Source organism: Cycloclasticus zancles 78-ME (assembly GCF_000442595.1).
Classification (GTDB): Bacteria; Pseudomonadota; Gammaproteobacteria; order Methylococcales; family Cycloclasticaceae; genus Cycloclasticus; species Cycloclasticus pugetii.
In genome coordinates this window covers 1,777,549-1,804,254 of the sequence record NC_021917.1, presented here as the reverse complement: position 1 = coordinate 1,804,254, position 26,706 = coordinate 1,777,549, and the positions used below count along the sequence as shown (strand labels likewise).

Genomic DNA, 26,706 nt, shown 5'->3' with positions numbered 1-26,706 from the left:
TCTCCAGTGGCTGGCTTATAGAAGGTTGTAGCATGTATAAAGTTGGATTTTTCCATCACTCTCCTTTCATTTTTTGGAATGCGAGCCGCATCTGTTTTTCTGCCTCAATAATAGTAAACAGTGCGATACCAACCGCGATAATGATAAGACCGTCTAAGAAGGGGATAGACTCGGTGGAAAAAACAGTTTGTAGTAATGGCAAATAGGTAATAGCAAATTGTGCAATCGTTATGGAGATAACAACAGCCCAGACGACTTTGGTGCCGCGTACTCCCTGCCAAGTTAATGAGGCACTATAAATGTTTCGAATAAAAAACAGATGAAAGATTTCCATCACGACCAAGGTGTTTAGCGCGATGGTTCTTGCTAAATTGACTGAATAACCATTATCTATGGCGTAGCTGTAAGTGCCAAAGACGCCACAGAGAAACAAAAACGATACTAGTACGATATGCCAAAGCAAACCACCATTTAATAGTAGTTCATGACGTGATCGCGGTGGTCGCCGCATGGTGTTTTTCTCGGTGGGTTCAAACGCCAAAGCAATGCCCAGTGTTATGGCGGTAATCAGGTTAACCCATAGAATTTGAATCGGGGTGATCGGTAGCGTCATTCCCAAAAGCAATGCTAATACGATGGTCATGGCTTCACCGGCGTTGGTCGGTAGCGTCCAGCTGAGGACTTTTTTTAAGTTATCGTATACCGTGCGACCTTCGCGTACAGCGGCCACAATGGAAGCAAAGTTGTCATCGGCTAATACTAGGTCTGCTGCTTCTTTTGCCGCTTCACTGCCCTTTAACCCCATGGCAATACCGGCATCAGCTCTCTTTAGCGCGGGTGCATCGTTAACACCATCACCAGTCATCGCAACGGTCTTTCCGTGGGCTTGTAAGGCCATGACCAAGCGTAATTTATGCTCTGGGTTGGTGCGGGCAAATATATCGCATTCTAATATTGCTTGACTCAGTGCTGTGTCATCAAGTTCATCAAGCTCTTTACCGCTGAGGACTTTAGTGGTGTTTTGTAGACCAACCTGCTTACCGATGGCAGCAGCTGTTTTCGTGTGATCACCAGTAATCATTTTTACTTGGATGCCAGCATCATGACACTCTGCTACCGCTGTAATGGCGTCTTGTCTGGGCGGGTCAATCATGCCCAACATACCAATCAACGTTAACGAACCTGATACCTCTGCATGTTCTAATACTGTGTGTGCTGGTGAAGTGGGATTAACCGCAATCGCCAGTACACGTTGACCGAGTGCGGCAATGGCGTCTGCCTGCTCGCTCCAATAAACGGTATCTAAAGGTTCAGTGCCACCATTGGCGCTTCGTTGATTCGCGCACATGGCGAGCATACGTTCTGGCGCACCCTTTACATGTATAAAAGCGTGATGCTCATGATCGTGATTGAGTGTTGCCATAAACTGATGTTTAGCGTCAAAAGGAATGGCATCGGTTCGAGCCCAGCTAGCTTGTTCTTGACGGGTATTCAAATCCATTTTTCCGGCGAAGCTTAGTAGCGCGCCTTCCATTGGGTCGCCTTCAACAATCCAGGCCCCATTGTGTTCGCGCAGCGAGGCATCATTGCAGAGTATTGAGGCGCGGGCCAACTCTTCCAGTACGGCGTGTTGCGCTGGAGACACAAAAGCGTCCTCCAGCATGAGTGAACCTTTGGGTTCATAGCCACTACCTTCTAGGGTAAAAAGATGGCGGTGAGTGAGTACAGAGGAAACCATCATTTCATTGCGAGTTAGGGTGCCAGTTTTATCTGTGCAAATGACTGATACCGATCCAAGCGTTTCTATGGCAGGCAAGCGTCGTACGATGGCGTTGCGCTGAGCCATGGCTTGCACACCAATAGCCAAGGTAATAGTGAGGACTGCTGGTAGGCCTTCAGGAATCGCCGCCACAGAAAGCCCCACTACAGCCATGAATATCTCAGTAAAATCGTAATGTGCAACAAAGTAGCCGAATGCCAATAAGATCACAGCGATGACAAGAATCAAAATGGTCAGCCATTTGGCAAACACATTCATCTGTGTCACTAACGGTGTTGTTAGCGTTTCGATTTGCGATAGTAGTCCACTGATTCGACCGATCTCAGTGTCTGACCCTGTCGCCACTATCACCCCTTTGCCCTGACCACTAGTGACGAGGGTACCAGAGTAAGCCATACAGCTACGGTCTCCTAAGGCGGCATTCTCGGCAACTAAGTGTGTGTGTTTATCCACTGGTACAGACTCACCGGTTAAAATTGCTTCTTGCACAGTTAATCCATGTGCGTTAATTATTCGAAGGTCAGCGGGCACTTTATCACCGGCCTCCAGTATGACGATATCGCCGGGAACCAATTGCTCGCCAGCGATATTGGCGCGCTCTCCAGCACGAATAACATTGGCTTGAGGCGCTAACATATGGCGGATGGCATCCATAGCCTGTTCGGCTTTTCCTTCTTGCATAAAGCCGATAATGGCGTTAACAACGACCACCGTCAAAATAACCCAAGTATCGACCCAATGACCTAGAAGGGCGGTAATTAGAGCAGCGCCGAGTAGTACATAGATAAGGATATTATGAAAATGCAGAAGAAAGCGTACCAAGGAGTTACGACGGGGTGCTTGTGGCATTCGGTTGGGACCATGGGTGGAAAAACGAGCTTCAGCGTCGATTTTAGTCAAGCCGTTTTGTGAGGAGCCTAGGGCCTCCAGTGTAAGGTCGGAGGAAATTCCATGCCAATTAGTCTTTGACGACGCACCTGTGTTTTTCATATTTGCCCATTGTTAGCGTATAAAAAAATATCAACGTTGGTAAGCACCTTATCTATCATCCTAACAGATCTTGTATAAACTGCTTATTGGAAAAAAATCGGTTCTGGTAAGTGGGAGTGACCGGCAAAGTTTAATTTAATCGTTTTTCAGACACCGCATCGGATTCGCTATTATTTCAATCTATTTTCTTTTGTTCTTGAAATACCCCAGCTATACTATTTTCAGCTTGAGGTTTCTAAAACTAAGGTACATGGAAAGTTAAAATAATGAGAACAGTGGTTGTAGCGAGTACAATTTTTATATTCTGGTTTATGCTCTCAGGGCATACCGAAACGTTGTTGATCGGGTTAGGTGTTTTATCTACGGTGATCAGTGTCTATCTTGCAAGGCGAATGGATATTATTGATCATGAAAGTTACCCTTTTCATCTAAGTTTACGCTTGTTACATTATTACTTTTACTTGGGAGCGGAAATTATTAAATCTAATATTGATGTGGCGAAACGCATTCTGACGCTTGGGCCTGTTAATATTAGTCCGCAAGTTGTTACACTTCGCGCCAGTAAAGAAACTGACTTAAGTAAAGTTATTTATGCTAACGCGATTACGCTGACACCAGGTACTGTGACCTTGAAGTTATCAGACGATGAAATTGAAGTACATGCGTTAAGTAAAGAAGGCGCTGCTCATTTAAAATCGGGTGAGATGGCCAAGGCTGTTCCTGATATGCCAGAACACACTTTATGATGTACGCTGCCGCAACACTCGCCATTTTAGTTGTTATTTTATTGCCCTTGGTAAGAGCTTTACTGGGGCCAACGGTTTATGACCGTATTGCGGCAATGAATATGTTGAGCACTAAAACAATTTTATTAATTGCTGTCTATGCCTTTTTGACTGATCGACATGACTTGCTTGATATTGCGTTGGTTTACGCGCTGATTAACTTTATTGGCGTGGTTGCTGTTTTAAAATTAATTGAGCAGGGTAATTTTTATACTGAAGGTAAGACGGTAGTTAATAACGAACAGAAGATGAAAGAAAAATGATGATGGATATACTCAGCTGGGTCTGTTTAGCATTGGGTAGTTTTCTGGGTATTGTTGGTGGTATCGGTATACTGCGTTTCCCTGATTTTTATACAAGACTTCATGCCGTTGGTATTACAGACACCTTATGTGCAGGACTTTTTTTATTAGGGTTAGCTTTTCAGGCAGGCTTAACAATAGCCAGTTTTAAATTATTTCTAATTTTCGTGTTTATTTTTTTTACTAGTCCTACTGCCTCACATTCCCTCGCTAATGCGGCTATGTTGGGTGGGCTTAAACCTAAACTTTCAAACGACGACACAACGGATTCAAGCAAGTTGGGTGATGAATGATAGATAATGTTGTTGATATTATATTGCTCAGCCTTATTGCCATCCATGCGATTGCGATTATTCGTCTGAAAAGTATATTTACGGTCATCATGCTATTTGCTGGATTTAGTTTTCTATCAGCTGGTTTGTTTGTGGTTATGGATGCCGCTGATGTGGCTTTTACTGAGGCTGCAGTGGGTGCTGGTATATCGACGGTGTTGATGTTGGCAACGCTCGGGCTGACCTACTCACCCAAAGATATTAATAAAGAAGAAAAACGAGCAACACATAACCCGTGGCTCCCTTTCATGGTGGTGTTAGTTACCGGTGCGTTATTAATTTATGGCACATGGGATATACCCGCATTTGGTGATTTGGCAGCACCGGCGAATCAGCACGTAGCACCCTATTACTTAGGTAACAGTTTATCTGATACAGGCGTGCCCAACGTGGTGACTTCGATACTAGCGAGTTATCGTGGGTTTGATACCTTGGGTGAAGTCACTGTTATTTTTACTGCAGGTATTGCAGTACTATTGTTGATTGGTGGCCGTCGGCGTAAACCTCAATTAGAGAAAAGAGACGATAACGGTGAAGCATAATTTAATTTTACGGGTTGTTTCAAAATTCCTTATCCCCCTTATTTTGCTGTTCGCACTTTATGTTCAGTTCCATGGCGATTTTGGCCCTGGTGGTGGTTTTCAAGCGGGGGTGATTTTTAGCGCAGCAATTATTTTATATGCGTTAGTCTTTGGCGTAGATAATGCAAAAGCAGTGATTTCACCGTATGTTCTTCGCCTTCTTGCCAGTTTAGGTGTATTAATTTATGCAGGAACGGGTGTAGCGGCATTAATCTTAGGTGGTAATTATTTAGAATACAGCGTGCTAGGGGCTACGCAAATAGCGGGTCAGCATCTTGGTATCTTGGTCATTGAGTTGGGTGTGGGTATCACCGTAATGTCTGTGATGTTGCTAATGTTTTTTACGTTTGCTGAACGCGGCAAACCAAACTTAAAATCAGAGCCTGAGTCAGGATTGGAATAAGTTATTTATGGAGATGATTCTTGGGCATTATAATTACTGGTTGGTCATTGTTATTATGATGGCTGGGTTTTATACCGTTATTAGTCATGGCAATTTGATAAAAAAAATTGTTGGCTTGAATATTTTTCAGGTCTCAGTTTTTTTGCTTTATATCAGCATTAGTAATGTAGAAGGCGGTGCGGTACCGATTATAGAAAAGGGCGTCGATCTTTACTCTAATCCCTTGCCTCATGTATTAATTCTGACGGCTATTGTGGTCGGTGTGGCAACAACTGCCTTGGGTTTAGCGCTTGTCATTCGAATCAAAGAAGCGTATGGCACTATCGAAGAAGATGATATTCATCGTCAGGATCAATCATTATGATAGAAAGCCACCTAAGTCTACTGTTAGTTGTTTTACCTTTAATGGCAGCACCTATTATAGCGGTGCTACCAAATGGCCGTTTGCCTTGGGCCGTTAGTACGATAGTGAGCTGGTCAGTTTTTTATATGGCGGCTTGGCAATTAATCAATGTCAGCACAGGGCATACGATCAGTTATGAACTTGGTGGCTGGGCTCCTCCTTGGGGTATTGAGTACCGTATTGATGCGGCAAATGCACTGGTTGCCTTGGTGGTTTCTGGTATTGCTGCGCTAACCTTACCCTACGCATTAAAAAGCGTTATTAAGGAGATTCCAGAGAAGCAGCACGCGCTTTTTTATACGGCGTTTATGTTGTGTTTGACCGGTTTATTGGGTATTGCGCAAACAGGCGATATATTTAACTTGTTTGTCTTTTTAGAAATTTCGTCTTTGTCATCATATGCATTAATAAGTTTGGGTAGGCAACGTCAGGCATTGACGGCGGCTTATCAATATCTAATTATGGGGACGATTGGAGCAACATTCTTTATTATTGGGGTGGGTTTACTCTATGCGATGACTGGCACGCTTAATATGGCGGATTTATCGCAACGGTTACCAGAGTTATATAACCATCGTACTATTCATACCGCTTTTGCATTTATTATGGTGGGCTTTGCATTAAAGTTAGCCTTGTTTCCATTACACCTTTGGTTACCTAATGCTTACACTTATGCGCCGACGGTTGTGTCTATTTTTCTTGCAGCGACGGCAACAAAGGTTGCAGTTTATGTCATGTTACGTATGGTATTTTCAGTGTTTGGCTTTTCGTTTATTGAAAATACACCAGCGGATGAGTTGTTTATATTGTTATGCGTAATGGGTATTTTATCGATGTCATTTTATGCCATTTACCAGAAAGACAGTAAACGCTTACTGGCATACTCTAGTGTGGCTCAAATTGGTTATATGATGCTGGGTATAGGCTTAGGAAGTGTCCTAGGTGTTACGGCAACTATGGTGCATTTATTTAACCACGCCTTAATGAAGGGAGCTTTATTTATGGCAATCGGTGCCTTAGTTTATAGAGTCAGTTCTAGTCGCCTTGAGCACTTTTCTGGGTTAGGTAAGCAAATGCCGTGGACCTTTGGGGCGATTGTGATAGGCGGGCTTAGTTTAATTGGCGTGCCCGGTACGGCAGGTTTTATTTCTAAATGGTATTTAGTACTGGCGGCGATTGAAAAACAGAATTGGTTTATTGTTGGTGTAATCTTAACGGGTTCGTTGTTGGCCGTTGTGTATGTTTGGAAGCTCGTTGAAGTACTGTACTTCAAAGTAGCTGATAAACCACAACAAGGGCAAATAAGTGCAACAGAGGCACCATTAATGATGCTAATCCCCATGTGGGTATTGGTATTGGCTAATGTGTATTTTGGTTTTAATACTGAGCTGACCGTGGGTACGGCAGAGCAGGCGGTTAAATTATTGCTTCCAGGTGCTAGCGAATGAGGTTGAATAAATGATCGGCTTAGCAGGCGAGCAAATAATCCAATTAGCTATCTTAATGCCGCTAGTGGCGTCAGTTTTAATTGTGTTAGCGGGTAAAAAACCTAATCTTCGTGAAGCAATAACACTCATTACAGCCGTGATGGTTGCTCTATTAGTGATGACACTTGCTGGCCAAGTGAACGCTGGTGAGCGACCAAGTTTTGATGTGTTTGAAGTGATTCCTGGCATCAATATTAGTTTTTCAGTAGAACCGTTAGGGATGTTGTTTGCCTTGGTGGCGAGTATTTTGTGGCTAGTAACCTCCATTTATGCGATCGGTTATATGCGAGGTCACCATGAAAAGAACCAAACACGCTTTTATGCCGCATTTGCAATTGCCATTGCTAGTACGCTAGCGGCAGCATTTTCTGGCAATATGTTTACCTTATTTCTTTGCTATGAAATATTAACGCTATCAACCTATCCACTTGTTACGCATGCGGGTACTAAAGAAGCAAAACGCAGTGGCCGTATCTATTTGGGTATTCTTTTGGGAACCTCTATTGGTTTCCAGTTGTTGGCTATTTTACTGACTTGGTCAATAACGGGTACGCTTGATTTTAAAGATGGCGGTATTTTGGCTGGTAAGCTAGATCCTGCCTATGCTGGTATTCTGTATGCCTTGTTTGTTTTCGGTGTTGGTAAAGCGGCTATCATGCCATTCCATAAATGGTTACCTGCCGCGATGGTTGCACCTACGCCAGTCAGTGCTTTGTTACATGCTGTTGCCGTTGTGAAAACGGGTGTATTTGCGATCCTTAAAGTGACGATTTATATTTTTGGTAGTGATTTTATTACAAGCTCAGGAGCCGGTGATTGGCTTATTTGGTTTGCCGCAGTAACTATCTTATTGTCCTCATTGATTGCAATGACTAAGGATAACCTTAAAGCACGTTTAGCGTATTCAACCATCAGCCAACTCAGTTACATTGTATTGGGCGCACTGGTGGCTGTTGAGATGAGCTTAATCGGCGCATCTATGCATATTGCAATGCATGCATTTGCGAAAATCACCTTGTTTTTTGCTGCAGGGGCTATTTTAGTAGCAGCGCATAAAAAGGATATTAGTGATATGGACGGTTTAGGCCGTGTGATGCCGATCACTTTTGCCGCATTTACTATTGGCAGTTTGAGTATTATTGGTCTACCTCCTTTTGGTGGCATGTGGAGTAAGTGGTATTTAGCATTAGGTATGGTGCAAACTGAACAATGGGTATTGTTAACTGTTTTAATGCTTAGTTCATTACTTAACATCGCATATCTATTACCAATATCAGTGCGTGCGTTTTTTGCAAAACCTAAAGAAGGTGTGGTGTATACACAGATAAAAGAGGCGCCCATCAGTATGTTAATGGCTATAGGGTTTACATCACTCGCTTGTATCGTTTTGTTTTTTTATTCTGACCCATTTTATAACCTCGCTGTAGATGCAGCGACGGGTCGTTAGAGAGTACTTAATATGTCAAACAAAATTGAAGATGAAAAAACTTACTTGTTTGATAACCCACGCAATGTTTCGCGTCTGTTATTAGGCTTTTATATCATTTCTGCAGGGTTGTTTATTGCAGACTTCTTTGTTCATCGTCATACCGTTCACCCCTGGGAAGGCTTTCCAGGTTTTTATGCCCTATATGGTTTTGTGGCTTGTGTGTTGCTAGTTTTTATTTCTAAGGAAATGCGCAAGGTACTCATGAGGGATGAAGATTATTATGAAATGAAGGAAAAGAAAGATGATGTGGATAAGTAATTTACCACCCTTCATTCCTTTTTTTATTGCCGCGATATTGGTGCTGGTTACGCGTGGTCAGGTACGTAATATAATTCTACTTGCAACACCGGTTTTGGGTGGTTTACATTTATGGTTAGATGTACAACCGTTTGTTCCAATGCAGGCAAGTGATACCTTAGTCAAAGCAACTGCATTATCATATCCATTAACCGTATTTACGTATCAACTTGAGTTTATGCGAGTTGATAAGTTGAGTTTGTTATTTGGTTATTTATTTCATATTGCCAGCTTTATTGCCATCGTGTATGCCTTACATGTGCGGGATACCACGCAACAGGTGGCAGGGTTACTTTATGCAGGCAGTGCGCTAGGGGCAGTGTTTGCAGGGGATTTAATAAGTTTATTTATTTTTTGGGAATGCCTGGCATTAAGTTCAGTATTCTTGATTTGGGCTAACCGTACTGACCGTGCCATTCAGTCGGGCATGCGTTATTTGATATTTCAGGTAGCCTCTGGTGTGTTATTACTAGCGGGTGCTTTGGTCTATTACAATGAACATGCTTCATTGGCTTTTGATTATATTGGGCTTAATGGTATCGGCAGTTGGTTAATATTTTTAGCATTTGGTATTAAGTGTGCGTTTCCTTTTTTACACAATTGGTTAACAGACGCTTACCCTGAAGCGACCGCTAGTGGGACAGTCTTTTTATCTGCATTTTCGACTAAGCTTGCGGTATATGCTTTAGCACGTGGGTATCCTGGAACAGAGCTTCTGATTTATATCGGTGCTGTAATGGCCTGTTTCCCAATCTTCTATGCGGTCGTTGAAAATGATCTCAGGCGTGTTCTAGCGTACAGTATGATTAACCAGTTGGGTTTTATGGTGGTAGGTGTTGGTATTGGCACTGCTCTAGCGCTAAATGGCACAGTTGCACATGCCTTCGCGCATATCATTTATAAATCACTGTTGTTTATGTCAATGGGTGCAGTCATGTATCGTGTTGCTAACATTAGAGGCTCAGATCTTGGCGGCTTGTATAAGAGCATGCCCTGGACAGCAACATTTTGTATTATTGGCGCCGCCTCAATTTCTGCTTTTCCCTTATTTAGTGGTTTTATTGCAAAATCATTAATCATGGTTGCTGTGCTGAAAGAAGGGCATGAAGTAGTTTGGTTGATGTTATTGTTTGCAGCGGCGGGTGTATTCCATCACGCGGGTATTAAGGTACCGTACTTTGCTTTTTTTCATCATGATTCGGGAATTAGGGTTAAAGAGGCGCCGATTAACATGTTAATTGCAATGGGCGTTGCGGCTTTCTTATGTATATTTATTGGTACACAGCCACAATACCTTTATGCGTTATTACCATGGAAATTTGATTATTGGCCGTATGATTTGACACATGTATTGACCCAGTTACAGTTACTCTTTTTCTCTGCGTTAGCCTTTGTTTGGTTAAACAAAAAAGGCTTGTACCCACCTGAGCTACGCTCGGTTAATATTGATGTTGAGTGGACGTATAGAAAACTATTACCTGCAACAGCAAGGGCGAGTTATAAACTATTGGATCAGCTTAACCGTGTTGTAGTAGCCACTCTTCGTCAAAGTTGGGAAGGTGCTCAATCGGCTTTTCAAGCCAGTCGTTTATCTCAATATCATTTAGCGAGTAGCTGGCCAACCGGAAGTATGGTGTTGTGGATTGGCGTTATTTTAGGTGGATACCTATTAGCTGATATTTATTTTAAATAACAGCTAATAGGCTTATAACAAGAACTTAAAGTCTTTTTGCTATTGCCATAGGGTATTAACCCACAGTAGAAAACTTTCTCTGTACTCTAATCGTTTTGTTTTTTCCCAGCAGTTTTGACTTGCGTCTCATCGTGAGCACAACAGGCCAAGGTGCCGTATTATAAAAATAATAACGTAGATGAGTGTTCACTCATTTCGTTAATTAATAGGGCTGTTTGTTATACGCTGGCCCATTTCTTACGCCTACCGTATCTAATAATTACCTAAATATATCGTTTAAGACGATTTATAAAACACAGATTTTAAAGTGGAAGACTGTACATAAGGCACATTTATGGTGCGCTGCATGATGAAGGTTGCGCATATATAGTGCAGTAGCGTATATGGATTCTTAAATTTGAAAATAAATTTATTTAGACATTTATTATTCGAGTTAAGTATAAAAATATTTATTTTTAATAGATTGATTCTAAAGTCTTTTTTAATAAGAAGGTGTTAAAAAAAATAGGGTGGCATTGTAGTTGCTTTAAGTAAACTTAAAGTGCGACGTGGTGAAACTAATTCTACAGCACTAGAGGTTAGTAATCATTATTTAGACTATTTATAAAGGAGTTTGCAATGACACGTAATGAGGTAACTGAATTAATTATCTTACAAAAATCAGCCATGGGTTTTACCTGGTCTGAGTTAGCAAAAGCGATAGATAAGAGTAAAGAATGGACAACGGCGGCTTTATTAGGGCAAATGACATTAACGAAAGAGCAAGCTGAGACACTTGGTACGATGCTTAATTTGCCTGTTGATGCGACGACCCAATTACAAGTAGTTCCTTATAAGGGCTCCTTACCTACAGCCGTTCCAACAGACCCTTTAATTTATCGTTTTTATGAACTAGTTAATGTGTACGGAACGACGTTTAAAGAACTGATACATGAGGAGTTTGGTGATGGAATTATGAGTGCTATTGATTTCAGCATGGATCTTAAACGTGAACCAGACCCATTGGGTGATCGTGTGAATATTGTAATGAGTGGGAAGTTTCTTCCGTATAAAAGTTACTAATCATTTAATTAATTTGTAAAACTGGAGTATATAAAATGTCATATTTAGAGCCGAGTGAATTCGTTACAAAAATGGTGGATTCTGGTGAATCCAAAGTGTATATGTCGACAAAAGATACGTTTATTCGTGCTTTTATGGCCGGTGCTATTCTTGGGCTTGCCGCCATTTTCGCCATTACGGTTGCTGTGAAAACGGGGTCTCCATTAATTGGTGCTATTTTGTTCCCTGTGGGTTTTATCATGCTGTACTTAATGAAGTTTGATCTATTAACAGGGGTATTTACCTTAGTGCCATTAGCATTAATTGATAAGAGGCCAGGTGTCACCATCGGTCAAGTATTTAGAAACTGGGGGCTTGTGTTTATTGGTAACTTTGCAGGAGCGCTCACAACAGCGTTTATGATGTCGTTTATCTTAACCTACGGCTACAGTGTCGATGGAGGCGCTATTGCTGCCAAAGTCAGTACGATTGGTGAGTCTAGAACGTTAGGCTATAAAACACACGGTGTTGATGGCTGGTTTACGATTTTTATTCGCGGCATGTTATGTAACTGGATGGTTTCAATGGGTGTGGTTGGTGCAATGATTTCGACTTCTGCTACCAGTAAAATGTTAGCGATGTGGATGCCTGTTATGCTGTTCTTCTTTATGGGTTTTGAACACTCAATTGTTAATATGTTCCTGTTCCCATTTTCAATGATTATGGGTGGGGAGTTTACGTTTGTTGACTATTTAGTTTGGAATGAGCTGCCAACAGTACTTGGCAACCTAGCTGGTGGTTTGTGCTTGGTAGGGCTTCCACTATACTTCACTCATGTTAGAACCAGTCCAAATCGTTCTATATAATCATTTCCATTAAACAACTGATGGACCAAGGCCAGCCTAAGCTTAGGCTGGCCTTTATTTAAAATGACAAATCGATTAAACATATCCGTAGGTCAATATTCAGATAAAGGTAAAAAGGATATAAACCAAGACTTTCATGGTGTTTATATTCCTGATGAGCCGATGCTAACATCTAAGGGCATAGCGGTTGTTTTATCCGATGGTATCAGTAGTAGTGATGTAAGCCATATTGCCAGTGAATCATCGGTGAGTGGTTTTATCTCGGATTATTATTGCACCTCCGAGACTTGGTCTGTTAAACAATCAGCTGAACGGGTGCTAAGGGCTACCAACTCTTGGCTATACGCCCAAAGCCAACAAAGTACACACCGGTTTAATAAAGATCGTGGTTATGTGTGCACGTGCAGTGCCATGGTTATTAAGTCAAGAACAACACACATTTTTCATGTTGGAGACAGCCGAGTATATCGCCTGAATGATCAGTCGTTAGAACAACTTACCAACGATCATAGATTATGGGTAGCAGAGGGTAAAAGTTACCTTAGCCGAGCAATGGGGGTTAAGCAACAACTCGATATTGATTATCAAAGCATGGCTGTGGCAGAAGGTGATACATTCTTTTTGGCAACAGACGGGGTGTATGAGTTTGTTAATGATGCGTTTATCGTTAATACAATAAATGAGCACGCCGATCAATTAGATGAGGCGGCAAAGCTTATTGTTAATACAGCATATGAGCAAGGTAGCGATGATAATTTAACGGCGCAAATTATTCGTATTGATGCACTACCAGATCATGAGACAAGTGAGCTTTACCAACACATTACTGAGCTTCCATTTGCCCCGTTATTAGATGCTCGCATGACAATGGATGGATATAGAATTATTCGCGCTATTCATCAAAGTAGTCGTAGTCACGTTTATTTAGCGCTTGATGACGACACTGGAGAGCAGGTTGTTATTAAAACGCCCTCCGTTGATCTAAGAGATGATTCTGCTTATCTAGAGCGCTTTACAATGGAAGAGTGGATTGCGAGACGTATCAATAATGCACATGTGCTGAAACCCTGTAAACAGAGTCGCAAACGAAACTACTTGTATCTAGCAATGGAGTTTATTGAAGGGCAGACTTTAAAACAATGGATGATAGATAATCCTACGCCTGATTTAGAAACAGTACGCGGCATTATTGAGCAGGTTGCTAAAGGCTTACGGGCTTTTCACCGATTGGAGATGCTGCATCAAGATTTAAGACCAGACAACATCATGATCGATTCAACAGGGACGGTGAAGATTATTGATTTTGGTTCGACACGGGTGGCTGGCATCATGGACATATCAAGTTCAAGGCAGCAAGACGACATACTCGGCACTGCTCAGTATACAGCCCCGGAATATTTCCTTGGACAAAGCGGTACAAGCCGTTCAGACCTATTCTCTTTAGGTGTTATTACGTATCAGATGTTAACAGGTCGGTTACCTTATGGCGTTGATGTGGCGAGGTGTAAAAGCAAGTCGGCGCAAAATAAATTGAATTATAAAACGGTGCTCGATGATGAAAAAGAGATTCCAGTATGGTTTGACGATGTGTTAAAAAAGGCAGTGCATCCTGATCCTTATAAGCGATATGGGGAGCTATCAGAGTTTATTTTTGACCTGCGACAACCAAATAAAGAGTTTATAAATAAAACTCGTCCACCTTTGATGGAGCGTGACCCTGTGCTTTTTTGGAAGAGCACCACGTTAATGTTAACGATCTTGGTTTTATATTTACTTAGCCAATAACGGGTTTTATGTTTATTGGTATAGGCTAAATCAAAGGGGAGCCGCCGAACCATGTTTGATGAAAGTACATAACGGCAAAGAATATAGCGGTACCTGCTAGTGCTGCCCAGATATTAAGTTCGCTCAAAACAAGTTTATTACGTTTGTCTAAAATAGCTACAAAAGGAATATAGGATGTTTGTTCGGTAAATTTAACCCAAGACTCACCATACCGAGCCTTGTATTTACGGTCTAAATTCATAGGCGCAATAAGCCCTTCAAATGCAATTGTTCCAAACAGAAGGTGGGAGGCCCAATCGCCGTTGACAATAAAATGAGCGAAGCCCCATAATCCTAACCCAATAAGTCCTGCATGCCGTGTGATGCGTACCATGCCACGGGTTGTGACTTGGTCGGGTGGAACAAGCCCCATTAAGGTTGGGTTTTTATCAAAAATACTCATTGGTAATAACAAAAAGGCAAAGAAGGTGAGCCCAATGCTGACTGGTTTTAAGGCTTCAGCTGTTCCCCAAGTGGCAATATAAGGAGCGCTTTGATAGGCGAACCCCATCCAAGCTAAAGCAATAAATATACTCAGCGAGAATAAGACCTTAAAGACGGTTTCGCCAAGAATGTTAACAATGTGAGCACGCAAGGGGCTGCCAGAAATAATCCAGTGCATGCCAAGAAAAAAAAGACAAGCCGCGGTTAGTGAGTTCATGGGGTTGCTCCTCCAGCTAGTTATTAGCGCCCTTTTTAGCTATGGGCTGTTATTCGAACTAGCATAAAGCATACTTAAAATTTTGCGAAGCGTCGTGTATTTATGTAATTGTTAATTCAAAAAGCTAGTTTTTTTTGGCATGAGAGGATGTAGATCAAGAAAACGCTAGTGATATAGGGTCGCTAAGATGATAGCGAAAAGCGTTATCGTTATGAATACATGGATTTACTTTATGAGCAAAAGGGCTGCATTGGAGAATAAGCTTAATAGCGCGACTGCCTTCCAGAAGGCGAGAGGGTTTCGTTCAACTAAGGGTGTGTGAACGGCAGTGGTGAATAATTTATTCGGGTGTGAGAGGTCGTGAATAAATTCTGATATTTCCTCGTATCGATTTGAAGGTTTTTTGTTGACGATTTTTCTGATTGCACCATCAATCCAAAGTGGAATGTCCGTATCGATTTCTAATATTGGAATATAGTGCAATTTACTAAGTGCTTTTTCACCGTATTTTTCCCCAAAAGGGAGTTTTCCTGTCAGCATTTCGTAGGTAATAACGCCTAAAGAGAAAGCGTCTGAACGGTAGCTAGCGGGCTGACCTAATAGGTATTCTGGTGCTGTGTAGTGTTGAGTTCCCAATAAATTTAAACGTTGAATGGGAGAGGCTATTTCTTCTACACCGGCAACTTTTGTAGAGCCGAAGTCTATTATTTTAACGGTGCCTTGGGTATCGATAATGATGTTTTCTGGTTTCAGGTCTTGGTGAATCATTTCCTTTTTATGAAAAGCTCTGAGGCCTCGAGCAATTTGCCTAACGATGCCTCTAACATCGTGCAAGCTGGGTTGGGGGTTGTCACTCATCCAATGCCTGAGTGTTTGTCCTTCGATGTATTCGGTGACGTAATAAAGAAAGCGACGTGTCCTTGTTTGTTCAATAATTTTTAGAACATGATTGTTATCAATTCGGCGGCCAATCCATTCTTCTTGCACAAACATATCTAAAAATGTAGGGTCATCTACATAATTAACAGACGGTGTTTTAATAACAACTTGCTGTTGTGTTTGAATATCTGTTGCCAGATACACTTGTGTACGATTACTGGCATGTAGTTCTCGCTCAATTCGGTAACCATCTAAGGTCATGCCGGCACTTAAGTCAGGAGGAAAAGGTAGCTCAGTTAATTTACGGTATATTTCCTGTTCATTAACGTGTGGTCGTTGATTAAACCTGACAATTTGGCAGGTGACATTGTCATGGCTGCCATTTTTCATTGCAAGATCAGTAATGTTTCGAGCAGCACGGTCAAAATTGTCGGTATTATTATTTACTTGTGCCAGCATGATGTTGTCACTGACAAACTCATGAACACCATCCGTGGTGAATAAAAAAGTATCGCCTTCTTCCAATAGAAAATGGCTGTAGTCAATTTCTAAATGTAGATCAATGCCTATTGCACGAGTGAGGTAATTTTTTTCTTTGGATACCCAGAAACGATGATCGTCCGTGAGTAGCTCCAATTGCTTATCGCGTATTCGGTAAATACGTGTATCGCCAATATGGAATAAATGCACGGTGGAAGATTTAACAACTAAGGCGCTCATAGTAGTGGCTAAGCCTTTTTGGTTAGCACCACCTTGCTGTGCCATCCCCAACATCCAACGGTTAGTAGCGGTTAAAACCTTTTGAACAGAGGTTTTAACCGTCCAAGTGTCAGGTGTGCAGTAATAATCACCCAATAAGCTTTTTACACAAGATTCACTGGCAAGTTTACCGGCATCACAGCCACTAACACCATCAGCTATAACCGCAGCCACCCCTTTTTGCTCTAAAACAGGTGATTCAGGCAGTAAAACACCATAACTGTCTTCATTGTCCGTTTTAAGGCCTTTATCGGATGATTGACCAAGGTCTATAATCGATTCTGATTGCATGTTAGTGGTGTTGATGGGTTATGTCACATCGATAAGTTCTACTGTACCATCTTCAAGCACCTCGGCTGTTTGTCCTTTAGGCTCTTCTAAGAAAATAAACATAAATAATAAAACGGTGGCGGCTGTTCCTCCAATCACCATAAAGAAGACTTGCGGAGAAACAAAAGAAAGAACAGTTAGAAATATAAGGCCACCTACATTGCCGTAAGCGCCCACCATACCAGCGACTTGGCCAGTCATACGACGTTGAATTAGAGGCACCATGGCATACACTGCACCAGACCCGCCTTTAGAAAATAGCCCACATAAAATAGTACATGCCACAACTAACGGTACAGCCCATGTTTCACTAACTTGACCGAGTAATAAAAAGGTAACGCTAATACCTGAAAACAAAATAACAAGTGATTTTTTGCGGCCAATTTTATCACTCATCATACCGCCGCCAGGTCGAGCTATTAAGTTCATCACAGGGTAAATGGCGGCTAGTAGCCCAGCTGTTACAGGCGATAAGCCAAACATATCGATATAGAATAATGGCAACATAGAGACTAGGGCTAATTCAGAACCAAATGTCACCATATAAGCAAGATCTAAAATGGCAACTTGTTTAAATTGATAGCGAAATAAATCAGGCACTTCTTTGCTGAAAATATCTTTGTTAACTTTAATAATATGCATCGCTTGATACAGGTAGACAATGGCAATGGATGCATAGGTGATAATGACTACTTGCTCATTTAACCAGCCCATACCCTTTGGAGAGAGTTTCCATGTGAGCAATGCGAGTGCACCATAAATGGGCATGCTCATTATTAAGTAAAGCGTCAAATCAAGCTTACTGGTGACTTCCATTCCACCTACTTTTTTAGGTTTGAAATAGGTTGAACCTTTTGGTGTATCTGTGACACTTAAATAATAAAAAATACCATAGAAAAAAGCGATCACTGCGGTAGCTGTTAATGCATAACGCCAGCCATCCTCACCGCCTATCCATAAAGCTAAAGCGGGTAAAGCCATGGCGGAACCTGCCGAGCCAAAATTACCCCAGCCACCATAGATACCTTGTGCGATACCAGTTTGTCTAGCGGGGAACCACTCGCCGATCATACGGATACCAACAACGAAACCTGCGCCAACAAAACCCAGTAAAAAACGAGCTAAGGCAAGTTGTTCAAAAGTTTGTGCCCAAGCAAAAAATAAACATAAAAAACTAGAGAATATTAGTATGCCTGAGAACATGCGGCGAGGGCCAAAGCTATCCACCATCATGCCTACAATAATGCGTGCAGGGATTGTTAATGCAACGTTCAGGATGAGTAAAACAGACACTTCTTGAGCTGTTAAGTTAAAGACATCTCTGATAACAGACATTAATGGGGCATGGTTAAACCACACCATAAAGCTGATAAAAAAGGCAAACCAAGTTGTATGTAAAATACGAATATTGCCTTTGAACGATAATAAATTTAGTTTTTGCGACATTGCAATGTGTCTCCTTCAATAGATTGTGAGGGTAAGAGCAAAAGCTATGCCAGCTAAGTATTTACTTACTCTTAATGGTCGTTGTAGTTATTTGTTTGGGGTAATGTGCTTTTTTGCACCAAGTTAATGCGATTGGGGTTTTTATTGCACAGCACTAAAGCAAAAAACTGTTTTGACAGTCTTTTTTTATATGTTTTTAAAAATTTTCTGCTTAAAAATCAATTGTTAGAGAGGTGGTGGTTGATGTTGGCATGTTGCGTGCTATGGAGGTGTGACTATAAAGAATTTTGGATATACATAAAGCATGAGTAATAAAAAACAATTAGTTGTAATTGGTAACGGTATGGTTGGGCATAAATTCCTACAGTCCATGGTAAACAGCGATGAAATGCAAAACTACGATATAACAACGTTTTGTGAAGAAACGAGGTTTGCTTATGACCGTGTTCAACTATCGTCATACTTTAATGGTAAAACTGAAGAGGACCTGTCACTTGTTGAGCCGGATTTCTTTGAAAAAAATAATATTACCGTTCATATCGGTGATCGTGCAGCCCACATTGATCGTGACAAAAAAATCGTTACCTCCGAGAAGGGTCAACGTATTTCATACGATAAAATTGTTCTAGCGACAGGGTCCTTTCCCTTCGTTCCACCTATCCCAGGCCATGAAAGGGAAAATTGTTTTGTCTACAGAACTATTGATGACTTAATTGATATTGCGAAAGCAGGTAAGGAATCTAAGGTAGGCGTTGTTATTGGTGGTGGTTTGTTGGGTCTTGAGGCTGCTAAAGCGTTAAAAGACTTGGGGTTGAAAACGCACGTTGTTGAGTTTGCGCCACGGTTGATGGCCGTACAAATTGATGATGGTGCTGGCGCAGTGTTACGTAAGAAAATTGAAGAGTTAGGTGTTAGCGTACATACCCAAAAGAATACACAAGGCATTGTTGATGGTGAGCAGTGTCTGCATCGGATGAACTTTGCTGACGGCTCATATATTGAAACCGATGTTATTTTATTTTCAGCCGGTATTAGACCGCGTGATGATATTGCTCGTGATTGTGGTCTGACACTTGGTGAGCGAGGCGGTATTGTTATTGATGATCATTGTCAAACATCAGATAAAGACATTTATGCGATAGGCGAGTGTGCTTTATGGGATGGCAAAATATTTGGTTTGGTGGCACCGGGTTATCAAATGGCCCAAGTTGTAGCAGACCGGTTATCACTCAAGGAGAATAGTTTTACCGGTGCAGATATGAGCACGAAATTAAAACTGATGGGTGTGGATGTAGCGAGTATTGGTGATGCGCATGCAACCACTGAAAAGGCGAAGATTTACACTTATGTCAATGGTGCAGATGACGTGTATAAAAAGATCGTCGTCAGTGAAGATAATAAACGCTTATTAGGTGCGGTGTTAATTGGCGATACGGTTGATTACGGTAATTTGTTACAACTTAAACTGAACGATATTGCTTTGCCAGAGTATCCGGATGCATTAATTTTGCCACAACGAGATGGCTCAGGCGCAACAGGTTTAGGTGTTGAAGCTTTACCGGATGCTGCGCAAATATGTTCTTGTTTTGATGTATCCAAAGGTGCGCTTTGCCAAGCCATCTCTGATGGCGCTACAACGATGGCAAGCCTTAAAGAGTGTACCAGTGCAACAACAGGCTGTGGTGGTTGTACGGCACTTGTTGGTCAAGTACTGAATAAAGAGTTAGAGAAACTGGGTATGGATGTTAATACAGATTTGTGTGAACATTTTGCGTATACCCGCCAAGACCTTTATCACTTGGTTCGTGTCGGCAAGATTAAAACGTTCGATGAAATGATCGAAAAACATGGTAAGGGGTATGGCTGTGATATTTGTAAGCCAACGCTAGCGTCTATTTTTGCTTCTTGCTGGAATGATTATGTATTAGAAACTCCACATACTGGCCTGCAAGACACGAATGACCGTTATCTTGCCAATATTCAGAAAAATGGCACTTATTCAATCGTACCTCGGATTCCAGGTGGTGAAATTACACCTGACAAGCTGATTACTCTGGGTGAGGTTGGCAAAAAATATAATTTGTATACGAAAATTACCGGTGGGCAGCGTGTTGATTTATTTGGTGCGCACCAAGAGGACCTACCTGTTATTTGGAAAGAATTAATTGATGCGGGCTTTGAAACAGGTCACGCCTACGGTAAATCTTTACGAACAGTTAAATCCTGCGTCGGTAGTACGTGGTGCCGATATGGCGTTGCCGATAGTGTGACAACGGCGATTGATTTAGAGAATCGTTACAAGGGTTTGCGCACACCACACAAAATAAAGTTTGCTGTTTCGGGTTGTACTCGTGAGTGTGCAGAAGCGCAAAGCAAAGATGTTGGCGTGATCGCCACAGAAAATGGTTGGAACTTGTACTTGTGCGGCAACGGCGGTATGAAGCCGAGACATGCGGACTTGTTTGCAACAGGCTTAGATTACGAAACAATGGTTCAATATATTGATCGCTTCCTTATGTTTTATGTAAAAACAGCAGATCGATTACAACGTACATCTACATGGATGATGAACCTAGAAGGCGGCATTGATTATTTGCGTGAAGTGGTCATTGAAGACTCATTAGGGCTTGCTGAAACGTTTGAAACAGAAATGCAAAATGTTATTGATACGTATCAATGTGAGTGGAAGACAACAGTTGAAAACGAAGAAAAATCAAAAACCTTTAAAGCGTTTGTAAATTCTGACAAAGGCGATAGCCAAATTGTATTTGTTTCAGAAAGGGATCAAATACGGCCTGCGCGAAAAGAGGAAATACCAGCACAACTTGAAGAAGTTTAAACAAACGGATGAATACACGAATGGTTAATGAATTAAAAAGTAGTGAAGTGGATGTCTGTGCGTTAACAGATCTAAATGAAAATGCAGGTACAGCTGCTTTGATAGATGAGAGACAAATAGCTTTGTTTTATGTGAAAAAGACCGAACAAGTTTATGCGCTTAGTAATTACGACCCTTTTAGCGAGGTGAACGTTTTATCCAGAGGGATAATTGGCAGTATAGGTGATGAACTTGTGGTGGCATCGCCGATTTATAAACAGCACTTTAATCTAGAAACAGGGCAATGCTTAGAAGACGAGAGTGTTTGTATTAATGCATACCCAGTAAAAATAATAAATGGCCGAGTTGTCGTCGGTACAAACAGTTAATGAAGGCTAAATAATGAAAGTAACTTATTACACTCTCGATGTTTTTACCGATACGCTTTTTCAAGGGGCACAGGTTGCTGTTTTCCCAGATGCAGAGGATCTGCCAGAAGAGCAGCTTGGTCGTATAGCACGTGAAATAAATTTATCTGAAACGGCATTCGTTTATAAAGCAGATGAGGGCCGTAGTACCTTTAAAGCTCGAATTTTTTCGCCCGATGGCGAGAAGGATTTTGCAGGACATCCTATTTTAGCGATTGCCAATGTTTTAGTGGAAACTGGAAAAGTTAGCTTGGAAGGCGACTATACAAGCATTATGGTAAAGCAAAATAGCCAAGATGTTACCGCAAATATTTCTATGGATGCGAATGGTAAGCGGTATGTGCAATTTACATTAAGTAGTATGCCTGTTGTTGACCGATTTACACCCACGGATCAAGAGTTAGCAAAACTATTATCGATTGATGAGAAAGATATAGACCATTCAAGCTATTACACACGCCTTGTGTCGAGTGGCTTACCTTATTTAATTGTGCCACTGAAATCACAGACGGATGTACGTAAAGCATGTTTTGATGTGAAGGCTTGGGCTGAGTCGTCAGCACCCGCTATGGCAGCACAAGAAATTTTAATTTTTAGTGCAAAAACGGACCTAGACGATTGTAATTTCCACGGGCGTTTAATGGGCCCAAATATCAGCGATCGTGAGGACCCACCCCTTGGTTCGGTCTTGCCTACCTTTGCTGGCTACCTAGCTTCTCATGAGCATATACGGCTGGGTACTTATAGTTTTGCAATTGATCGTGGCACAGCAGAAACTCGCCGAAGTTTGTTACATGTAGAAATGGATAAACGAGAAGGCCGCCCAATAACTCTAAGGGTGGGTGGCGATTCATTGTTGGTCAGTAAAAGCGAACTGTTGCTAGGTTAAACGAGGGAGATAATAAGATGCTATTTGGTCGGAATAAAAAAAATCCCATCGCGATCGCGGATAAAAAAATTGAAAAATGGACCTATGCTACTTGTGGCTATTGTTCAACTGGCTGTGCCATTGAAGTAGGCACGGACAAAGATGGTGTGCCAGTAGGAAGTCGAGGAGTGGCTGATGCAGATGTTAATCGAGGCAAGTTATGTGTAAAAGGCCTTTTTGAACACGAATTGTTTGAGTCAGCAGGTCGCGGTGACGTACCGCTGATGCGCTCAAATATTCATGATGAATACCAAGAAGCGAGCTGGGACGAAAGCTTTGAAAAAATGGCCTCTGAAATTAAACGCATACAAGATACCTATGGGCCAGACTCATTTGCCATTGTATCGACGGGGCAAATTTTAACCGAAGGTTTTTATACCTTGGGCAAGTTGGCCCGCGGTGTGATTGGAACCAATAACTACGATGGCAATACCACGCTGTGTATGGCCTCGGCAGTATCAGGCTATAAGCGCTCTTTTGGTTCAGATGGCCCTCCAGGTTGTTATGAAGATTTTGAACATACCGATTGCCTGATTGCTTGGGGATCCAATTTACCAGAACAACACCCTATTATTTATTGGCGTTTTAAAGAAGCGCAGGAAAAACGAAAATTTCCTTTAATTGTTATTGATCCAAGAGTCACCATGCTGGCGCAAAATGCAGATATGCATTTGGCAATTACGCCCGGTACAGACGTTGTGTTAATGAATTCATTAATGCATGTCATTCTGGCTGAAGGATTGGAAGATCAAGACTATATAAAAGCGAATACTACTGGCTTTGACGAATTAGCAGCAGAAGTTAAAAACTATGACCCGATAACGGCATCTAAAATATGCGGTATTGATGAAGATACGATTCGCAATGTTGCTCGTTTGTACGCAAAAGCTGGCGCCGCAATGAATATTTGGACGATGGGTATTAATCAAAGCACGCATGGCTCAGATGGAGTGGTGGGTCTTAATAACCTTAGCTTGCTGACTGGCAACATTGGTAAAAAAGGTGGGACCAGCTTGTCTATTACTGGACAGTGTAATGCGATGGGAACACGAGAGTGGTCATCGTGTTCTGGTCTACCTGGCTATCGTTTATTAGAAAATGAACAAGACCGAATTGATATTGGAAAATACTGGGGCGTAGATCCAGAGTTTTTCCCAAAGAAACGGGGGCTTGCACAAACAGATATATTTCCTGCCATTGAAACCGGCGCAATTAAAGGTCTGTGGTTGGTGGGTACAAACCCAATGACATCAATGCCTAATACGGCGCGTATTCGTAAAACATTAGAAAAGCTCGAATGTTGTGTAGTGCAGGATTCTTACCTTGATGTGGAAACAACGCAATATGCACATATTTTTCTACCAGCGGCTATTTGGGCTGAAAAGGAAGGCGTTTTTACGAATACAGAAAGAAGGGTCAATATTATTCGTAAAGTAAAAGAACCCTATGGCCAGTCAAAAACAGATTTACATATTTTTAACGGCCTAGCAAAACAGTTTGAACAGGGTAGAAAGATGAACTTCCCTGATAATTTTCATGAAGTGTTTGATGAAATGCGCGAACTATCCAAAGGACGGCTGGTTGATATATCGGGTATGACTCATGATTTGATTGAGCAGAATAAGGGCATTCAGTGGCCTTATACGCAAGAGCAGGTGGATAAGGGTGAAAAGCCGCTTAAAGGTGGAAAACGCTTGTATACCGAACCAGCTACTTTTCGCCATCCCGGTGGTCGGGCTAAACTGATTCCGCTACCGTTTATCGATAATAATGAAAAACCAGACGAGCAATACCCGTTTTGGTTGAATTCAGGCCGGTTAGTTGAGCACTTTCACTCACGGACTAGAACTGGAAAAGTCGGTAATAACAATAAATACAGCCCAACGCCATTTATGGAAATGAACCCTGATACAGCAGCTGAACAGGGGATAGAGCATCAGTCCTATGTGCGTGTTATTTCACGTCGTGGTGATGCTGTTGTTATGGTTATGTTGACACAACGAGTACCTAGGACGATGGTGTTTATTCCCTTTCACTTTTTTGATTGCGTTAACCGACTTACATTAGGTCTATTAGACCCACATTCACGGCAACCTGCCTTTAAACAATGCGCAGTACGAATAGAGCATGTAAATCAGGAAGTTGCTGCACGATTAAATTTAGAAGCAAGAACATTTTAAGTCCCATGATTGAAACACGTAGTGATGAACAAAAATATGCTTTTTTAAGGACAGAAGAAAGCCGAGAAAAAAACCGATATGGAGACAATATTGAGCTCGCCGAGGAGGGTAATGCGTTAAGGGAGGTGAGCCTTAATATAAATGGTGATACAGGTATTAGCGAAAACCCAGATCGATATAAACAGCATGGGTTTTATTTAAATGCAGATAACTGTATCGGTTGTCATGCATGTGAAGCGGCATGCAGTGAAAAAAATGATAACCCTGCTCATATCTCATTCCGTTCGGTTGGTTATGTCGAAGGTGGAACGTACCCAGATTATCAGCGCCTTAATATTTCGATGGCCTGTAACCATTGTGATGACCCAGTTTGCTTAAAAGGTTGTCCAACAAGAGCTTACACAAAGTTTGCTGAATATGGTGCGGTGTTACAAGACCCAGATATTTGTTTCGGCTGTGGTTACTGTACATGGGTTTGCCCTTATAACGCCCCTCAACTTGACCCTGTTAAAGGTGAGGTTAGTAAATGTAATATGTGCGTTGATCGATTAGAGGTGGGGTTAAAACCGTCATGTGTATCAGCCTGTTTAGGTAATGCGTTGGATTTTGGAGTCATTGAGAATGTGCCAGAAAATAGGGAACAGGCTCAAGCTGAAATACCGGGTTTTCCAACAACAGATATTACGCATCCGAATATTCGTTTTCAGCAAACGCGACAAAATAAGCGTGAAATGACGCGTACCGACTCGATGCCGCTTAAATATCATAAAGATGAAGAAGTTGGAAAGTATAAACCGGTAGTAGATGAAAAGCATGGAGTCAAAAAGCAATGGAATTGGAAAGCTTTGCTGATGACGCATGAAAGTTCTCATGTCATTTTTACATTATCAACACAAGCCATCCTTGGCGCGTTTTTAATCATTGTGCTTGGCAGTTTTACGGGGGTTGAAGCGATAGTAGCGATTCAGTCGTCTGTTGCGTATCTGCCGTTATTAGTATTGATGAATGTATTGCTGATGTTTGGCTTCTATAAACTCAATATGCATTTGGGCAAACCACATCGTTTTTACCGTGGTTTTTATAATTTACGCCATTCACCGGTAAGCCGTGAAATTGCTGGGGTTAGTTTGTTCTTTAGCAGCTTGCTTGGGTTTAGTGTTTTTAGTTATTTTGAGATTAAGCCATTGATTGGACTGTTTGCCATTATGGGCGTACTCAGTGGTCCGGTAGGCCTGTTCTATATGTATAAACTGTATCGTATAAAAGCACGACCATTTTGGGATCACTGGCAAACAGCGAGTTCTTTTGTTGGAACATGTTTGAGTCTTGGGTCATTAACGATTGTTTTCGTTGCGTTAATAGCAGATGCTCTCAATACTACACAATATATTAGTTTGGTAGTTTTACTATTGCTGGGCTTGCTGCTTGAAGCCATAGGGCACGTCGCGCATGCCGCTGATCTTAAAAATAGTGAGGGAGAAGGTAGTGCTTCATGGTACTTACAAACAACCCGTTTTGCATGGCCTTATATTATTAGTAATGTATTGTTAGGCTCCTCAATTATTGTGTCTTGCTTATTGCTTGATTCTCCATCATCAACGCTGGGTTGGTTGATATTAGGGCTGTCATTACTTAGTACAGCCGTGATTAGGCGTTCTTTATTCTTTGCATTGGTTATTCCTACCACAATGCCGGGTGCATTCTTTTGGAAAAACAAAGCTTTTGAAGAACATGCAAAAGAAACTGGTTTAGCAAATATGCCTCAAGTGGGTGTGCGTTATGAGGAGCATAGAACCTTTAAAGTAGGTGAATTGATAGATACTATTAAAACCACAACCGCAAAAGAAGCGATTGACCAATTGAAAGAAATATTTTATTGGAAAAAGGTTAAATAGAAGCTCGGCTTGAAACTCACGTGACCTTGTTATTTAACAAGGTGTAACTTTTTAGAAAATCCTAATGTGCCTTAAATTTATCAATTCGTTAATACTTGTTTGTAGGCTA

Annotated in this window: 22 protein-coding genes; 18 read left to right on the top strand and 4 right to left on the bottom strand. The window is 41.6% G+C overall.

What is annotated here, in order from left to right:
• Positions 1-55: 55 nt before the first annotated feature.
• On the bottom strand, positions 56-2,770 hold the full coding sequence (locus CYCME_RS08680) for a cation-transporting P-type ATPase (protein ID WP_020932778.1): 2,715 nt from the start codon (positions 2,768-2,770) through the stop codon (positions 56-58).
• Positions 2,771-3,036: 266 nt separating this feature from the next.
• On the opposite strand from CYCME_RS08680, the gene CYCME_RS08675 reads away from it, so the two are divergent.
• From CYCME_RS08675 to CYCME_RS08615, 13 genes are all read left to right on the top strand, one after another.
• Positions 3,037-3,516, top strand: a complete 480-nt coding sequence (locus CYCME_RS08675) for a Na+/H+ antiporter subunit E (RefSeq protein WP_015005605.1) — start codon at positions 3,037-3,039, stop codon at positions 3,514-3,516.
• Positions 3,513-3,818, top strand: coding sequence for a monovalent cation/H+ antiporter complex subunit F (locus tag CYCME_RS08670; RefSeq protein ID WP_020932777.1), 306 nt, complete (start codon positions 3,513-3,515; stop codon positions 3,816-3,818). The genes CYCME_RS08675 and CYCME_RS08670 overlap by 4 nt, the downstream gene beginning before the upstream one ends.
• Positions 3,815-4,150 (top strand): monovalent cation/H(+) antiporter subunit G, encoded by a 336-nt coding sequence (gene mnhG / locus CYCME_RS08665; protein ID WP_041230487.1) that lies wholly within the window; start codon positions 3,815-3,817, stop codon positions 4,148-4,150. Before CYCME_RS08670 ends, mnhG begins: the two co-directional genes overlap by 4 nt.
• Positions 4,147-4,731: a DUF4040 domain-containing protein gene (locus tag CYCME_RS08660; RefSeq protein WP_015005608.1), complete on the top strand. Its 585-nt coding sequence runs from the start codon at positions 4,147-4,149 to the stop codon at positions 4,729-4,731. Before mnhG ends, CYCME_RS08660 begins: the two co-directional genes overlap by 4 nt.
• The gene (locus CYCME_RS08655) at positions 4,721-5,173 is read left to right on the top strand and encodes a Na(+)/H(+) antiporter subunit B (RefSeq protein WP_020932776.1); all 453 of its coding nucleotides are present in this window, start codon (positions 4,721-4,723) and stop codon (positions 5,171-5,173) included. Before CYCME_RS08660 ends, CYCME_RS08655 begins: the two co-directional genes overlap by 11 nt.
• Before the next feature lie 7 nt (positions 5,174-5,180).
• Positions 5,181-5,537: a cation:proton antiporter subunit C gene (locus CYCME_RS08650; protein ID WP_015005610.1), complete on the top strand. Its 357-nt coding sequence runs from the start codon at positions 5,181-5,183 to the stop codon at positions 5,535-5,537.
• Positions 5,534-7,024 (top strand): monovalent cation/H+ antiporter subunit D family protein, encoded by a 1,491-nt coding sequence (locus CYCME_RS08645; RefSeq protein WP_020932775.1) that lies wholly within the window; start codon positions 5,534-5,536, stop codon positions 7,022-7,024. Before CYCME_RS08650 ends, CYCME_RS08645 begins: the two co-directional genes overlap by 4 nt.
• A 10-nt stretch (positions 7,025-7,034) precedes the next feature.
• Complete coding sequence (locus tag CYCME_RS08640; protein WP_020932774.1) at positions 7,035-8,510, top strand: monovalent cation/H+ antiporter subunit D family protein; 1,476 nt, start codon at positions 7,035-7,037, stop codon at positions 8,508-8,510.
• Positions 8,511-8,522: 12 nt separating this feature from the next.
• Positions 8,523-8,810: a hypothetical protein gene (locus CYCME_RS08635; RefSeq protein WP_015005613.1), complete on the top strand. Its 288-nt coding sequence runs from the start codon at positions 8,523-8,525 to the stop codon at positions 8,808-8,810.
• Complete coding sequence (locus CYCME_RS08630) at positions 8,794-10,542, top strand: Na(+)/H(+) antiporter subunit D (RefSeq protein WP_020932773.1); 1,749 nt, start codon at positions 8,794-8,796, stop codon at positions 10,540-10,542. The genes CYCME_RS08635 and CYCME_RS08630 overlap by 17 nt, the downstream gene beginning before the upstream one ends.
• A 618-nt stretch (positions 10,543-11,160) precedes the next feature.
• Positions 11,161-11,604, top strand: coding sequence for a cyanase (gene cynS / locus CYCME_RS08625; RefSeq protein WP_015005615.1), 444 nt, complete (start codon positions 11,161-11,163; stop codon positions 11,602-11,604).
• A 35-nt stretch (positions 11,605-11,639) separates the two neighbouring features.
• Positions 11,640-12,449 carry a formate/nitrite transporter family protein gene (locus CYCME_RS08620; RefSeq protein WP_015005616.1) on the top strand — a complete coding sequence of 270 codons (810 nt, stop codon included), beginning with the start codon at positions 11,640-11,642 and terminating at the stop codon, positions 12,447-12,449.
• A 63-nt stretch (positions 12,450-12,512) separates the two neighbouring features.
• Entirely contained in the window at positions 12,513-14,234 is a 1,722-nt protein-coding gene (locus tag CYCME_RS08615; RefSeq protein WP_020932772.1) for a bifunctional protein-serine/threonine kinase/phosphatase, read from the top strand.
• 25 nt (positions 14,235-14,259) lie between these two features.
• On the opposite strand, the gene CYCME_RS08610 is transcribed toward CYCME_RS08615, so the two are convergent.
• The 3 genes from CYCME_RS08610 to CYCME_RS08600 all read right to left on the bottom strand — a co-directional run bounded on the left by CYCME_RS08610 (position 14,260) and on the right by CYCME_RS08600 (position 18,348).
• Entirely contained in the window at positions 14,260-14,934 is a 675-nt protein-coding gene (locus tag CYCME_RS08610; protein ID WP_016389576.1) for an NnrU family protein, read from the bottom strand.
• Between the two features lie 225 nt (positions 14,935-15,159).
• Complete coding sequence (locus tag CYCME_RS08605; protein ID WP_020932771.1) at positions 15,160-16,863, bottom strand: bifunctional protein-serine/threonine kinase/phosphatase; 1,704 nt, start codon at positions 16,861-16,863, stop codon at positions 15,160-15,162.
• Positions 16,864-16,881: 18 nt separating this feature from the next.
• Positions 16,882-18,348: a NarK family nitrate/nitrite MFS transporter gene (locus CYCME_RS08600; protein ID WP_015005620.1), complete on the bottom strand. Its 1,467-nt coding sequence runs from the start codon at positions 18,346-18,348 to the stop codon at positions 16,882-16,884.
• A gap of 304 nt (positions 18,349-18,652) precedes the next feature.
• Between CYCME_RS08600 and nirB the strand changes: the two genes are divergently transcribed.
• From nirB to CYCME_RS08575, 5 genes are read left to right on the top strand one after another with little or no spacing between them, the layout of a single operon-like run.
• Positions 18,653-21,187: a nitrite reductase large subunit NirB gene (gene nirB / locus CYCME_RS08595; RefSeq protein ID WP_020932770.1), complete on the top strand. Its 2,535-nt coding sequence runs from the start codon at positions 18,653-18,655 to the stop codon at positions 21,185-21,187.
• 8 nt (positions 21,188-21,195) lie between these two features.
• On the top strand, positions 21,196-21,555 hold the full coding sequence (nirD, locus tag CYCME_RS08590; protein ID WP_020162008.1) for a nitrite reductase small subunit NirD: 360 nt from the start codon (positions 21,196-21,198) through the stop codon (positions 21,553-21,555).
• Between the two features lie 13 nt (positions 21,556-21,568).
• Positions 21,569-22,483: a PhzF family phenazine biosynthesis protein gene (locus CYCME_RS08585; protein WP_015005623.1), complete on the top strand. Its 915-nt coding sequence runs from the start codon at positions 21,569-21,571 to the stop codon at positions 22,481-22,483.
• 17 nt (positions 22,484-22,500) lie between these two features.
• Positions 22,501-24,702, top strand: a complete 2,202-nt coding sequence (locus CYCME_RS08580) for a molybdopterin oxidoreductase family protein (protein WP_015005624.1) — start codon at positions 22,501-22,503, stop codon at positions 24,700-24,702.
• A 5-nt stretch (positions 24,703-24,707) separates the two neighbouring features.
• Positions 24,708-26,597: a DmsC/YnfH family molybdoenzyme membrane anchor subunit gene (locus CYCME_RS08575; RefSeq protein ID WP_020932769.1), complete on the top strand. Its 1,890-nt coding sequence runs from the start codon at positions 24,708-24,710 to the stop codon at positions 26,595-26,597.
• Positions 26,598-26,706: the final 109 nt, after the last annotated feature.